This is a genomic window from Pantoea sp. XAF26B01_ASV70 (assembly GCF_054512635.1).
Genome location: NZ_JBTNCJ010000003.1, coordinates 1 through 13,791, shown reverse-complemented (window position 1 = coordinate 13,791; position 13,791 = coordinate 1). Strand labels below are relative to the sequence as shown.

The window sequence follows — 13,791 nt, the reverse complement described above, 5'->3', positions numbered from 1 at the left end:
CGGGTTAAAGCCCCGGTGACAGGGCTGCCATGTTTAGAAATCGAGACTATAGCCGAGTGTGGCCGTGCGGCCCCGCCCGGCAAAATAACGGTCAGGGTCGACGGATGCACTTTGTGAATAGTAAGTGATATATTTTTTATTCAGCAGGTTAGAAATGCCCAGGCTCAGCTGCCCACGGGGAAGTTTGTAACCTATGGCTGCATCCACCAGTGTGTAGCCGGAAAAATCCTTTTCCTCATCGTCGAATTTTTTGCTCATAGCCCAGTTGGCCTGCAGGAAGGTGCTCAGCTCCGCGTTCCAGTTTGCCGACCAGCTGGCGATAAGGCGATCCGGTGCGATATTCAGGCCGTCAAGCTTTGCATCAAGGCTTCCGTTGTCATCGCTGTCGTAACGGCCACGCATATGCGACCAGGCGAGCGTCAGCTTGTGATCCGCATTAAGGTTGTAACCCGTGCTGACCTCCACGCCATCGATTTCCGTTTTTTCCCGTCGGGCCACGAATGCATCATCAACCAGCTCCACGCGGCTCCCCAGTTTTGAAGAAGACCTTATCGCGTCAGCGTCTGGAGGACTGACCAGAATCTGGCGGGAAGGCTACCGGTATGCAAAAGCCGGCGTCATGCTGTGCGATTTCGATAAGCCGGGCGAGGCGTATTATGACATGTTCAGCGAGCGGCAGCCGCGTGCAACCGCAGGTGCGCGGATGTCAGCGCTAGACAGGATGAACCGATCTGGTCGGGGCTGGGTCTGTTTTGCGAGACAGGAGTAGGCAGATGAAAAGAGAAATGTTGTCACCGCGGTATACGACGCGACTGAGTAATATTGCTCTGTTCAGATAAAACACTCCCGGACGACCGGCGCTGAAAAAAGCATGAAGTTATCGTTCCTGGGCCCGGACGCAAAATCCTACTCAATGCCTTATTAAATTTTACACGCAGGGCTCTGCGTGTTGCCTTATTCTCCGGCTGTCATGTATTAAAATTTTCCAAACCTGGTCTTTATTTTCCAGCCCTTGTATTAGTAAACAGTTCCCTGCCCTGGTTACTTATGCTACCTGCTTCTGTACTCATCTGATGCCAGATGAAAAGCCTTTTCCGGAACGGCTGCGTCACGGGCAATTTTTATGCATGTGAGGAAGATGTTTCGTCACTCAGTCATTCACGAGCGGCGTCAGCGGTAATCAATGAAGGTCTGCAATCGTGGATACCGACCATACATTAGTTATCTGATGAGGTGATGATTATAACCCCCTCTTTTCCGTAGTCCTGCCCGTATGGCCGCTTACTGATGGCGGCAATAAACAGGGATGGTTTATCATTATGGTAAATGTAAAAGGCTGTTTTTTTACCCTCCTTTTTCTGCCATTCGAACCAGCCGTTGGCCGGCACAATGGCGCGCCCGTGGTTCTACAGCGGCTGAAACATACGTCCACCCGCCGCCGTTTCATCACGTGCGTTAACGAGCGGCTGCTTATCCAACCACTTCGGGCCGGAGCCTCAGAACACGAGGTCGGGGTGGAGCGCCCCCTCACGCTCGCTGAGGAGCAGCACCTTTGTGCCCGGCGCCACGTTGAAGCGGTCAATGGGTTCCGGATCGAGTATGATTTCGTCCGGTTTCAGGCCAGATGATTCCAACTATTCGTCACGGTTGCTGTACTGCGCAAATCGTACGCATATAGGCCCCTTCTGCTTTAAGGATAGCTGGGTATACTGACGTCATAAGGATTTCGGGGATCAGACTTTCTTGCTTCCCATCCTAACCTTTCCATTGCAGAGGCTTCGTCCTGATATAAAATCGGGATAATTTAAAATTGTACTTATTTGAGTACATATTTCATAATGGTCATTATCTGATGGGAGTTAACAACATGCATTCAATCAATTTTACCGATGCCCGCAAACATTTCGCAGATACGATGAAGCGGGTCACCGACGATGCCGAGCCTGTACGCGTTATGCGCCGCGACGCACCTGACGTTGTGATAATCGATGCGGAAGAGTATGAGGCACTGATAGAAACGGTGTATCTGTTCAGCAACCCGGCGAACGCAGCGCATATTAATGAGTCAATGAAACAGGCGGAGCGCGGCGAGTTTGTCGAAGTGGAATATTAAGTTCACGAAAAATGGCGCTGATGATCTTAATTACTGGCGTGATACAGACAAAAAGAAGTTTGAACGCGTCCGGCAGTTGCTTCACAGCATAGAGGCCAATCCGCTGACGGGCATTGGAAAACCTGAACGGTTACGGCATCATAAAGACCCGGCGCTCTATTCTCGCCGCATCGATCAGAGTCACCGGCTGGTCTACTCAATACAGAACGGAGAGATCATTATCTATGCAGCCCGCTATCACTACGGCGATAAATAGTGATAACCAGTCAGCCCGCCTTTGAGTGCTTTTTCATGTCCTGCGAGTATGTTGAAATAAGGTCTGATGACCGTTCAGCCTATAAAAATGAAGTTTATCTGGCGGGTGACGCATCCGCCGTCACGAGATATGCAGGGCGGGGGTGAACAAATGCTAAGTCATCACGGGAATATGAATTCACGCTTGGCAGTATAACGCCCTGACAGCCGTTCAGATCTTCTCCAGCCAAACCGGCCTGAGTCTGCCGGGGTCGCATCTGGCGCGAAACCTTGGGAATATGAGCAATCCGCTAGCCTCACGCGAGGTTCGCGGGCGCGTCAGAAGGCCATAAACATTCCTTCCTGCTATGTCACTATTATTTTCTGACTCATAAGCCTGCTCTTCATCCGGAGTGTCTTCTGCTGTTGAGGGAATGGTGTCTGCTGAAGCCTCTGCCAGCTTAATCGCGATTATAGGATACGTGTGCTGAAATCGGTATTCAGCTAGTCAGAAAATGTAGAGACTTTGCCGGCAAATATCATGATGTCGCCGCGCGGGTGGTGACTGATGCTGAGTAAGTAATCCATTTTCATGCATGATTTCATCAGGTTAAATCAGCATCCGAAAAAACACCTATGTTAGCAGCAGCAGGACAATTCTTACGTTCAGATGCTACGCAGTCAGACCCCGCACAGATATCAGGATTCTACCTCATGAGAATGTACAACATCTGCCGCAGATATTGATTAAAAGCATGAGCATATCAGGCACTAGCTTACTGATTTGCCAACAGCAGGTATGCTGTGAATGGGTGACCGTAATTTACAACTCACTATAATTAATTACTTAGTTTTCTGAGTGAACACACCCAGCAGTAACGGGGGTAAGCACGGTGAAGCATGAGCCCTGAAAAGCCGGTAGCTGGCCCAAGGCAAAATTATTTTTAATATACAATTTAGCATTAAAATCCCTTTTAACGGGAGGTGGCCATACCAGGGAATTGTTTAACAGGCGCGTAACAGGCCTGACTAATCCTCATCTTCCATCAACGCAATCATGGCCCCTTTATGCGCCTCGACCATGCGGATATATCGCATCACCGTCTGGGTCTGTGTCCACGTGCCTTCCTGCATGATCTGCGCAATAGATACGCCTTTTCTGGCCATATCCTGCGCGGCGCCGACGCGCGCGCTGTGGCCGCTCCAGCTGGCGTAACGCCCTTTATTGGTTTCCGCGCGGGACGTCTGGCCAGTCTGCACCCTTGCCCGATACCAGATGTCTTCCAGGCTGGGCGCACTCATGGGCGCGGTCGGGACGCCGCTCACCTTATTTGACCGGTGAACGGGGCAGAACAGCACAGCCTCAGGCTCGTCCGCCAGACCTGCCGCGCGAATCCATTCTATCAGCCGTTCTGAAGAGCGCGCGCTCAGCGCCTTAACGATGCCGCCAGAATGCAGGATGGTTTTGGTCCAGCCCACGTCGAGAATAACGCGACCGTCGGCCGCGCGCGTGACGTCCCGCACCCGCAGGCGTGACAGCTCGCTCATCCGCAGCAGTGTGCCGTATGCCACGTGGACGAAAGCCAGATCCCGCAGGTGCTGCAGGCGGGACGAATGCTGCCATAGCGCATCCAGACGGTCGAGGTCCGGACGGCAGAAGGGCACGGCCTGTCCCGTACGCTCACCAGACATGACCGCGATACGGTTTATCTTCTTCCTGGCGCGCACAACGTCAGTCGCAACCGTTGGCGGCACAAGCCCGGCGTTACGGTGTAACATCGATATAAGTGCCGCATGCACCGAAATTGTGGAGGTCGAACGTCCGATGGCCTGCAGGTGAAACAGGTAGTCCTGCATGTCATCCGGTGTCATCGGCAGAAAGGACCGGCGATTCTCCTGCGACCAGCGCCAGCAGATCCGCATTACGCTCAGCAGCTGACGCCACGTGTTGGCCGAAAAGGCCTCCCGATGGCGGACAAACGCGGCCAGTTTAGCGTTGAGATCATCACCGACACTGGCGCTGAGAGAAACCCCCGTAAAACCGGAAATATCGTTCATGTTTGCTCCGTTTGCACCTGTTAACTGAATGGCAGCGCTACGTGAATTCTGAGAAAGAAGCAGGGGCAGTGCCCGTCAGATTTTACGTAGCGACGCCTGATTTTTAACCATCCTCACGCAGGTGTCGTTCAGCCGTATGCCGTCCAAAAGGCCACCGTGTTATATAAATGGCCAATAAAGTTCAGGATCCGGCCCCGATCCGCATGATACAGGGTTTATGAGGCCCTGTCTGGCCTTATATAATGATAATTATATAAGGTTAGAATTTAGGTAAGTCTCATATCAGTAGGTGCCATATGGGTATCCCAGTTTATAAAAATCCCATTATAGGAAGTTAGATTTACTAATTGATCTTTTATGGTACCCCTCATGATCGAATGATAAAAAGATAAGCTTATTAGTATAATATATTGAAATATCACGATTTCAGTAAACACATTATGTTAATCCTAATAACTTTTAGGGGACAACATTGTTTTGCGGAATTTTCTGCACTGTACAGGCTAATTTCGCACAATTAGATACCGGTTGGCTCGGCTTCCCGGCGCTTCAAATCGCGCAAAACACAACATGTGGTGGTAAGTTGCAGTTGATGAGAAATTACATATTGTAATAAGAGCATAGGAGGAAGGCGTGCGGAAGAATAACTGTTATTCCGCAGGGATAAGAGTGATGGAAAGAGAAGGGGCCAGAAAGGAAAACAAGACGAGGCAACGCTTCGTCCTGGCGAACATCAGGTGTTACCGTCAGGCAGAGTGTCAGTTCCCTGATTTTTAACCTCCTTCATTTCTTTAATGACTTGCTGAGCTGCCTTTTTTGGCAGCGCCTTAACACGCAGGTTATCGGCACTTTCCAAAATCGCCTTAACCTGATGAGTTTCAATCTCAATACCTTCCTTTCTAAAGGCATTACGTATTTTCAGAGGACCCGCCCCGCCTGCTTTCATTTCCTGCATGCGCTTGACGTTACCTTCAAGGTTTGACATCCCGAACCAACTCATTGTTTTACATTCCTTTTATGTAATTACCCTGTTTTTTTACTTGCCAGGCGTGTTGCATTTTCCAGTGTGGTATGCAACAACTCCTCGACGCCGCCAACCGCTTTAAGCCGCATTTCACGCGCTGCACCGCCAGATACTTTGCTCCCATCTTCGCGGATAATAGGTGAACACCATGAATCGCTGCCTTTAGGTACCACCGGTGTAACAAACTTAACTACCTTTCCCATGATTTGTTCCTCAGTTCGTGTGTGACAAATGATGCAGAGCACAATTGCTTCGATCACTTATACTTCTACATGATGGCACTCATTCTGGAAAGGCTGTTGAAATCCACAGGCAGTCATTAAGGCGGCGGATGATATATCTAGATTAAAAACTCATTTTCTTTCTCTAAATCGGCTGGATGTGGTTTTATCGTCAAAGAAAGTAGTAATTTGCACATGGTTTGACATTTATTTAGTAAGGTGTTTTTTTGTGGGAGGAAGTGAAGAATAAGAAAATCAATCAATAGGTTTTAGCCTTTTAAAAACACATACCAATAGATATTAACAATTAACTTGACTGCGTATCTTTACCGCTTTCTCCGCAGAACAATGAAGGCGCATAGAGGTGGATAATTTTCGGGTTGGGTTAGAGCAGGGAAGAAACGATCAAAAAAGGCTTCCCTTACGGGAAGCCTTTCATGAAAATTAGTTGAAATTAAGACAGCAGTAAGCCCGAATGGAACAGCCAGCAGACCGCCAAACAATATTTCCAATGAATATAGCGAAATGAATCACACGGTTTATGCTGCGTATAAGTGTCATAAATTAGTGCCATGATGACACCGGGGATCATGATGGCAACAAGCGAAACGGTAAGCGTGTTCATTCATGCTCTCATTATTAACTGTTACGGGTATTCTATCATTCTGCGCCCTGACAGTTGTACTTCATAAAGTGTTCCTTACTTTGATTTTACTAATCATGCTTATTACCTGGTACTAAGCGAAGAGTGCCTGATACACTCCCTCCCCCGCCCCTTTAGCAGCAGCATATTACTATTCAGTAGGTTACATTACGTTTCTTGCCCTTTTATCCAACTCACGCCCGGCTGTTTATTTTTGCTAGTCCAAGTTATTCTCCATATGTGGGAGAAAAACCGGAAAACCGATCCGGACCGTATCCTCAGCGGATCGATTTATTCCCGTGGTTTCACTGGAGAGACAGGGGAAAATACGTTCTATCACGCCAGACAACGGAGATTGAAAGTTTGGCCTCTCTTACCCCACGAAATGATGCAGATTTCACGCAGCGACGTCATTGGTCACAATCTGACCACTTCAGATGCTGCGCACTATTTTGACTACGAAAGCGCGGTGGCGCTGCGCAACTTGGCCGCCGCCTAAGGTACCGACATGCCCCGCTACCTGTTGGCGCCCGAGGTGGCCGTGCTGCTGTCAAAGGTGAGCGATCTCCGCAAACGCCTGTTCATTGATGCACTGTGGAACACCGGCGGCCGGCTGAACGAAATTATACTGCTGACAAAAGAGGTTTTTTTGCTGGTTGATCCGCTGACAGGTGCCCCGCTGAGTTCGCCATTCGTGGTGCTACGCACCCTCAAGCAGCGGAAGCCGGAAGCGGTGGCCCGCCGGCGTGGCCGTCCGACCCGGAAGGAGCAGCAGGCGGAGCGTGAAACCGAAGCAGAAATCCGGGATAACCCGCCGCGGGCCGTGCCGCTCACCAATCCGGCGTTTGTACAGCGGCTGCGGGAATGGTTTTCGACGGTGCAGCCGGCGCGCGCCTGTGGTACATCAGAAGTGAGGACGCGGTGCGCAGCTTGATAAGCTAGGGTGTAGCGGCCGCTGCGCGTGACGGTGTGACGTTTTCCATCCGGCCGGTGACGCCCAAGACGTTCCGGGACTCGTTTGCGATGCATCTTGTGCAGCACCAGGTCCCTCAGAAGGTTATTCAGACGCTGGTAGGTCATAAGGACGCGAAGTCCACCGAGTGGTATACCCGGGTGTTTGCGCTGGATGTCACCCGCCAGCTCGGGGTGCGGTTCACGATGGATCCTGCGGAGACTTCCAAACTTCTCCTTCCTGCCGTAGATCGGTCCCGCTGAAAGGAAAGCTTCAAGCGGGTCCTGTCACTCTTTACCTTCAAGGGCCATTAACTGACTGCTCAGTCTCTCGCCATATTTTTCCAGCGAGCTGATTTTTTCGCACTGCGAGTGTGCCCGGGATTCATCCAGTGAGGCCTGCTCGCAGACATTTGAAAAGGTATTCTTATCTTCTTTTTCACACTCCGCTCTGTCATAACCGGCCCTGCCACTCATTTCAGAAAGCAGCTGTGCGCCTCTGCAATCTGTTTACTATTTACGTTCTGCGCAGCGCTGAGCTCCTCAAGGCGGGATGCTTTTCGTATGGCTGCCTGCTGGCGATCGGGGCTGCTGAGCGCGGCTAGCATACTTTTCAGATTCGCATTTTCCTGTAATATTTTATCGTACCGCGTATTAAGTTCCGCCATGCTCTCCTGGTATCCGGCGGACAGTTCACTGGCCTTTTTACTGATAAATTCGTCACGGCCGCTTAGCGCTAGATCATATCTGGTCTGCGCAAGTCTAAGATCTTCCGTCAGCCGCTGGTTCTGCAAGGTCAGGCCCTCATTACGCCCTTTCTGCTCCCCTAGTGTAGTCGCATTCAGTACCATCCACGTGAAGCTGACCGACAGAAATACCAGTGTAACGCTGCTGATAAAACAGGACGCTACGGGATGATTTGTGATTTTTTCGGGGATCCATCCGGGTTGACTGGGCATGTGATGCTACTCCTTAACTAACTGAAAAAAAATTAATATATCAGATATGATCCACGCCCGGCACCTCAACACCTCTCATCGGTCCGGATTGGCAGAATGACTGAAATTATATAATTGATTGTAACCTGACGGGCATTACTGCACCTTTCAGGCGCATAAGAACAGACAGTCAGAGATCTTAAGTCAGTAGTGGCTTGAGCAGGAATTATGCAGGCGATAAGTTGATCAGAGCAGTGCAATGAGTAAGGCTTCATGAGAGCGGGCCAACATAGCGGGCTGTACCGGATAAACTTCTTACTTAAGTTTCTTCGGCTTCTTCCAATTTCCAGCGAGCCTCAGCCGGTTTATCGGCACACTTCTGGATCTCGCTGGCGCTGCGTCCTTGTGTTTTTGCCTTTGTCAGTTTCCGTTCACGATACTGTACCTTAAGTTTTTTCTCAGCCTCTTTCTCATGATGCTGCCAAATCAGACTGCATTCAGCACTGTTCTGCACCACCTCAGTCTGTGCAGTTTCGAGACCGGCAATCTGACGGATATTATTATTCAGAAGCAAAAAAAGTGCTGGGCCTCAATTTCCTGCATTTTCGCACCACAGCCAGTCACGACTAGCGCCGTATGGGCAGCAGTAAAAGTCAGGATCTACGGCTAAGGTTCAGCAATGTTCTATTAATCATAGTCTCGGCAACGAGTCAGAGTTGAGGCGCCAGTTTATCCAGCCATCTTAAGAGATTCTGAATGGAAAAATTATTGACCGGAGCGGAAAACATAGACTTGGAGGGTCCTCCCGGCTATCAGGCAGCGCTGGAGGCAATAGAGTGTCATAGAAACAGGTTACAATCACGTTAGCTGAGCATCACACGGAAATTATGAAAAAGTCCACTAAGCGTGATTTTTGCAGTGACCAACAATTTTGAGGATCTCGCCGTAAATGTCCGGCTCTCTCTTACTTCATGCAGGTCAGAGCGCGGTAACATGCGCCCTGCTCCAGGTAGCTCTCTCAGGACAGTATGCCCTTGCCACCTTTTTATTATCCAGTTCGACCTCAGGGCTGGCGGCAGGTGCGCCGGTCTGAAGATTCACTATGTGTGTGCTTAGCGGATCATTTTCCTGGCTACAGGCAGGTTCGGCGAAAATATCCTGCGCATCTGGTAAATAATGCTGATATGTGAGCTCTCTACTGATCTACGTAACCGACAAAAAAACACATCAACTTATCTTCGCAGTTTTAAAGAGAATTGCTGATTCTGACTAAATTGATTTAGTCTGATAAAGCCCCGTTCGTTCATCACATATCACATTGCTCCTTTTGCAAAACTTTTTGCATTGGCCAGAGCTGGCTCTGAAGTGACGGGCTTTAAGAGTAATCTTTCTACGGGAATTTCATGCTGAAATAAGGAGCAATTAGTCTTTATAAACAGACTGTTAAGATAATTTTAATGCGGGGAAAATTTGTGTCCCCCGCAATGCAATGTCATCTGTGCGTTTATCCTTTTACGGCCATGCGTTCGATGACGTTTCTGACTGCGGCATCAAGTTCAGCCTGACAGGCGGCAGATAGGCGCGAGAATTCGTAAGTAACAAGACGTTTATCTGAATCCGTTTTCTTTCTTGCAAATTGCTTCTTATCAGCAAATTCAGCCAGTTTTTCAGTAACGATTTTTTTGCTGGCCGTTCCCTGCTTAGGTTCAGCGCTTACAGCACGGAAATAACTGATGATCTTTGCTTTATAATTAGGATCAGATCTGTGGTTTTCTGCATTACTTTGCATGCGCTCACGAACCTTGCCTGCTAATTGCTCTGCGCTGATACCTCTTGTCCGGGCTCTCTCAGTCACATCAAGCAGGAGCTGGTAATCACTGATGGAAAGTTCACTCACGGATGGAAAGACTGAAATGACTTCCTCAGGTACTGAAGCCGCCTGAAATGCGCGAGTGACTTTGGCCGCCGAAAGCCCTTCTGCGGCGGCAATATCAGACTGGTTCATATCCTCAGGATACATCAGCTTTAATCGTTTACCGAGTTCACGCAGCGTATGCTCTCTGGCTGTCTGAATATCAGTGGCAAGTTGTCTTGCATCAGAAAGAGTTAATGCGTCACGCGTTACAAGCACTTCAAAGGCTGTTCCGTTATAAAGGCAAGCCGCCCGGCGGCGTGAACCATCCAGGATCTCGATATGTCCGCCTACTTCCCGGCCGATAGCAGGAAAGAACTGCTGCAGTCTAATAGTCCGCGAGATATCACTGACTGATTCGGGTGTAACAAAAACCTGGTCACGACCGTTGACGCTTGCATCGACGAAAGTCTTTGCTTCAATATCGACATGCAGAATCCTGGTCAGTACAAAACGTGCCTGGGCGCCAGACTTCAGGGTAAATATCCGCTCGCTGTCTGACTCAGTCATCATTTTAGAAAAACTGGAATTGCCCAGCTGCCGGCCCAGCTTTACCATTTCTTTCTTCATTTCACACCTCTGATGAACTCAATCCTTTTGAATACAGCCTGAGTAAAACGTTCGGCTTCCCGTTTTGCTTTTTTGAGCGCTTCTGCGCTGCCCGGATAAGAACCAGGATCGGCGCTGATAATGGTATCAAAGCTCTCTCCGCAGCGTTCAAAACCATCCAGCCGTGGGAGTACGGCATCGAGAATGTAAGACGTGAAGACATCACGCGCCAGGCCATGCGTCATCTCATGGTCACGCTTTGACGTCATTTTCGACATAAAACCGATATTGCCTTTTATACGCGGCGTAATTCCCTCTTCCTCGAGCTGTTCAATCATTTCGGGCAGTCGGGTGAGATATTTCAGCGTGGAATGAAAATCCACCTGAGCAGGTGGTGTAGGAGTAAGCAGTAAATCGCTTGCCGCAAGCGCATTCAGCATAAAAGCATCAAGGTGAGGACCGGTATCGATAAAGATAAAATCATAATCCCCCCCGATGCGGTCAATGATGGTTCGGCGCAGAACTTCTGAGGGCAACTTGTCTGGTAAATGCTCACTGACAAGGTTATTCCACTGACTGGCAATGAAACCATCATCGATAGAAGCAGGCATCACATCCACACCGGGAATGATTGTAGGTTTGATGATGTCCTCACGGAGCTGGTCAGCATCTAGATCGTTAAGCATTGCCTGTGCGGCTGTTTCCATTATGGAGCCAATGCTGTTTTCCTGACTGAGAAACATGGTACTGGATGCCTGAGGATCGAGATCAACCACGAGGATACGAAGATCATGCTGGAGCAGGTCCTGATGAACGCGCAAACCATGTGCCAGGGTAACGGTACTCACAGTTTTTGAAACACCGCCCTTCAGATTCACAACAAAGATAACAAAAGGGCCTTCTCCGGCATGCAAATCACGGTATTTAGGTACTTTTCGGTGGGCATATATTTCAACAACGTCCTCAATAGTCAGCGCATAATGCCGCGTGTTACCGGCATCTTTCCTGCCAAAGACATGTCCCTGTGCTTCCATTTCATCAATCGTCTGCTCAACAGCACGACGGCTGAGTTTGGGAAGATTAGCCACAGAGTTACGTGTGAATGTCTGGTAATACTGATCCAGCCCGAACTCGTTTCGTCTGAGGGATATATCATCACTCATACTGCGCAACATAGCGCTGGCCCTGCGTGCGGTCTCGTCCACTCCACCGTAATGACTTTTCATGTAAGCGTTCCATCGTCAATTTTTTATCGATTGTACACAGAAAAATAGTCCGGGCAACTATTTTCGAAAAGTCAGTTTTTTTTGTACAGATGGAAATGACAACTCTAGTCATTTCTCTGCTGCCCTCCAAAGTCAGGTCTGAAAGAATGAAGTAATTGCTATTGCATATTGAATAAACCACACGCATTACAAAAAAAAACCACACTTAAAAATAGATAACCTATTGTTATATAATATTATTTTTACTATTTTTCAGGCTGAAATTCCCTTTAGATAAGGAGTTTTCGAAGATCTCATCCTGAGATCTGACATGTAATATAAGCGAAGTCTCGGGAATTATTCTTTTTACGATAATCTTACTAAACTTAAGAATCAGAGGGCAGCAGCTCTTGTATTCTGGCGCGAGTAATCATTTCTGCAGAGACGGTTAGGTTATTCTCCATCCGGCTGAACTGAATCTGTGTGATTCAGAAAAAAACAGCTGAAGCTATCGATAATTTTTTAATCAACGGTGTGCGCTGGCGGGATATAAATTTAGTGGGCCAGAATGTGTGCTGGCGGGAAATGAATACAATGGACAAAGATGTGTGCTGAAGGAAACCAGATATGGCAAAGCTGAGACAAGTGAACTGACGGTGACGCATTCTGAGACAAGTACATTGAGATGAGAATTCGTGTAAGAGGATATACCATGATGAAGTGAATTAATAACCGTGGTTTTTGCCTCACCGAAGCTTATAGGTGTGTGCTGGCGGGTTATCTTTGCTGCAGAAATGCAAAAATGTGTGCTGGAGGGAGGAAGTCAGGAGAAATGCTGAAAATGTGTTTTGACGGGATAATCTCACCTCGTCAAAAAGCCATAAACATGTGTGCTGGCCGGTAATGTGTGCTGACGGGCTACTGATGAGAATCAGAGTCTGGAGTAAAGGTACTGGCGTGTTACCGCAGCCGGGCGTTGCCTTGTGTGATCATGTGTGCTGACGGGAGAGAAAAAATATCCATTGTAGAGCGGAAGGCTATTGTATGGACAATACCATCATCCTCATAGCACACATTCAGATATCAATTGGTTTCAGTTTGGGATTACGTTTATGAATAATAACAAAATTCTCTCTCGCTTTACGGACCAAAGAGAATTCCAGATAACCAATCTTCTGTAACTGATCAAGCGCTTTTTTAATCGTACGATTTTGTTCGCTCACAGAACTGCTGAGAGAAAGACGCTCACGTAAACGCGAGAAACTTACCGGAATAGGATTGGCGGGAAGACTTTCAATAAAGGTATAAATAGCCTGAGCCGCCTCCTTTTTGGGAAGTGCTTTAATGGCATGTTGCTGAAGGAGAACTCTATAGTCGAGCTGAAACAGTTCCCAGAGTTTTTCATCAGCCTCCAGCTGAACAATGTCCTTCTCAGCATCAAAATAGCCCGTTTTCAAAAGACCAGTCTGATAACTGCCCTTAGCATCGCGCCCGCGTTTGAAGGAGATTGATTTATTACGTAATTTACCTAAAGACTCATGGATCGAGAGTCGTAGCCTGCCATCTATGCGTTTGGCAGAAAAACCGCAACCCTTTGCAAAATCAGTGAATTTCAGTTCAATTTTGTTCGACGTCAGACCGTACCGGCTGAAGGCATAGATAACTCCTATCCACACTTTGAAATCGCTATCCATATTGAGTCGGGGACCTGAAATATTGATATGGTCGTAACCTTCTGCCCGGGCAATCTCAAGCTGTGAAAACAGTTCGGAAGCATCAACAATATTGTTTTCACCCTGCGATTTAGTGGGTTTAGGTACGAAAACACCAAGACGCATCAGTGCCACTGGCTGAACAGTATTGTTAGAATTAACTGTGAGCTGTTTATCTTTACTGATCATGTCACTGTAAAGCGCATCGCCAATAAATGACTTATCTGTCAT

Annotated in this window: 16 protein-coding genes and 1 pseudogene; 6 read left to right on the top strand and 11 right to left on the bottom strand. The window is 48.3% G+C overall.

The features are described from left to right. Positions 1-33: 33 nt before the first annotated feature. Positions 34-549, bottom strand: a pseudogene (locus ACX8ZY_RS22345) (TonB-dependent receptor domain-containing protein); the annotation flags it as partial. Between the two features lie 203 nt (positions 550-752). Here ACX8ZY_RS22345 and ACX8ZY_RS22340 point away from each other — a divergent pair. After that, on the top strand, positions 753-839 hold the full coding sequence (locus ACX8ZY_RS22340) for a DUF4113 domain-containing protein (protein ID WP_419720297.1): 87 nt from the start codon (positions 753-755) through the stop codon (positions 837-839). Positions 840-1,217: 378 nt separating this feature from the next. Here the strand turns inward: ACX8ZY_RS22340 and ACX8ZY_RS22335 are convergent, their stop codons facing one another. Continuing rightward, positions 1,218-1,391, bottom strand: a complete 174-nt coding sequence (locus ACX8ZY_RS22335) for an SOS response-associated peptidase family protein (RefSeq protein ID WP_337016594.1) — start codon at positions 1,389-1,391, stop codon at positions 1,218-1,220. 476 nt (positions 1,392-1,867) lie between these two features. Here ACX8ZY_RS22335 and ACX8ZY_RS22330 point away from each other — a divergent pair, with 476 nt between their 5' ends. Both ACX8ZY_RS22330 and ACX8ZY_RS22325 read left to right on the top strand, forming a co-directional pair. After that, complete coding sequence (locus ACX8ZY_RS22330; protein ID WP_346530374.1) at positions 1,868-2,113, top strand: type II toxin-antitoxin system Phd/YefM family antitoxin; 246 nt, start codon at positions 1,868-1,870, stop codon at positions 2,111-2,113. After that, positions 2,094-2,369 carry a Txe/YoeB family addiction module toxin gene (locus tag ACX8ZY_RS22325; RefSeq protein WP_337016563.1) on the top strand — a complete coding sequence of 92 codons (276 nt, stop codon included), beginning with the start codon at positions 2,094-2,096 and terminating at the stop codon, positions 2,367-2,369. The genes ACX8ZY_RS22330 and ACX8ZY_RS22325 overlap by 20 nt, the downstream gene beginning before the upstream one ends. Before the next feature lie 1,007 nt (positions 2,370-3,376). Here ACX8ZY_RS22325 and ACX8ZY_RS22320 read toward each other — a convergent pair. The 3 genes from ACX8ZY_RS22320 to ACX8ZY_RS22310 form a co-directional block, all read right to left on the bottom strand. Continuing rightward, positions 3,377-4,405 (bottom strand): tyrosine-type recombinase/integrase, encoded by a 1,029-nt coding sequence (locus ACX8ZY_RS22320; RefSeq protein ID WP_337016564.1) that lies wholly within the window; start codon positions 4,403-4,405, stop codon positions 3,377-3,379. A 733-nt stretch (positions 4,406-5,138) separates the two neighbouring features. Next, the gene (locus ACX8ZY_RS22315) at positions 5,139-5,390 is read right to left on the bottom strand and encodes a hypothetical protein (RefSeq protein WP_337016566.1); all 252 of its coding nucleotides are present in this window, start codon (positions 5,388-5,390) and stop codon (positions 5,139-5,141) included. Positions 5,391-5,428: 38 nt separating this feature from the next. Next, complete coding sequence (locus ACX8ZY_RS22310; RefSeq protein WP_337016568.1) at positions 5,429-5,632, bottom strand: hypothetical protein; 204 nt, start codon at positions 5,630-5,632, stop codon at positions 5,429-5,431. Between the two features lie 899 nt (positions 5,633-6,531). Between ACX8ZY_RS22310 and ACX8ZY_RS22305 the strand changes: the two genes are divergently transcribed. The 3 genes from ACX8ZY_RS22305 to ACX8ZY_RS22295 all read left to right on the top strand — a co-directional run bounded on the left by ACX8ZY_RS22305 (position 6,532) and on the right by ACX8ZY_RS22295 (position 7,508). Beyond that, the gene (locus ACX8ZY_RS22305) at positions 6,532-6,792 is read left to right on the top strand and encodes a hypothetical protein (RefSeq protein WP_337016570.1); all 261 of its coding nucleotides are present in this window, start codon (positions 6,532-6,534) and stop codon (positions 6,790-6,792) included. A gap of 9 nt (positions 6,793-6,801) precedes the next feature. Then, positions 6,802-7,227: a hypothetical protein gene (locus ACX8ZY_RS22300; RefSeq protein WP_346530369.1), complete on the top strand. Its 426-nt coding sequence runs from the start codon at positions 6,802-6,804 to the stop codon at positions 7,225-7,227. Between the two features lie 89 nt (positions 7,228-7,316). Further along, a complete protein-coding gene (locus ACX8ZY_RS22295) occupies positions 7,317-7,508 on the top strand; it encodes a tyrosine-type recombinase/integrase (protein ID WP_346530399.1) in 192 nt (63 codons plus the stop codon). 24 nt (positions 7,509-7,532) lie between these two features. On the opposite strand, the gene ACX8ZY_RS22290 is transcribed toward ACX8ZY_RS22295, so the two are convergent. From ACX8ZY_RS22290 to ACX8ZY_RS22265, 6 genes are all read right to left on the bottom strand, one after another. Further along, positions 7,533-7,721, bottom strand: a complete 189-nt coding sequence (locus tag ACX8ZY_RS22290; protein WP_337016572.1) for a hypothetical protein — start codon at positions 7,719-7,721, stop codon at positions 7,533-7,535. Continuing rightward, entirely contained in the window at positions 7,718-8,203 is a 486-nt protein-coding gene (locus tag ACX8ZY_RS22285; RefSeq protein WP_337016574.1) for a hypothetical protein, read from the bottom strand. The genes ACX8ZY_RS22290 and ACX8ZY_RS22285 overlap by 4 nt, the downstream gene beginning before the upstream one ends. Positions 8,204-8,501: 298 nt before the next feature. Next, positions 8,502-8,756, bottom strand: a complete 255-nt coding sequence (locus ACX8ZY_RS22280) for a DUF1090 family protein (protein ID WP_337016575.1) — start codon at positions 8,754-8,756, stop codon at positions 8,502-8,504. 930 nt (positions 8,757-9,686) lie between these two features. After that, on the bottom strand, positions 9,687-10,664 hold the full coding sequence (locus ACX8ZY_RS22275) for a ParB/RepB/Spo0J family partition protein (protein ID WP_346530366.1): 978 nt from the start codon (positions 10,662-10,664) through the stop codon (positions 9,687-9,689). Next, positions 10,661-11,869 (bottom strand): AAA family ATPase, encoded by a 1,209-nt coding sequence (locus ACX8ZY_RS22270; protein WP_337016580.1) that lies wholly within the window; start codon positions 11,867-11,869, stop codon positions 10,661-10,663. The genes ACX8ZY_RS22275 and ACX8ZY_RS22270 overlap by 4 nt, the downstream gene beginning before the upstream one ends. A 1,055-nt stretch (positions 11,870-12,924) precedes the next feature. Continuing rightward, positions 12,925-13,791, bottom strand: a complete 867-nt coding sequence (locus ACX8ZY_RS22265) for a protein RepA (RefSeq protein WP_337016582.1) — start codon at positions 13,789-13,791, stop codon at positions 12,925-12,927.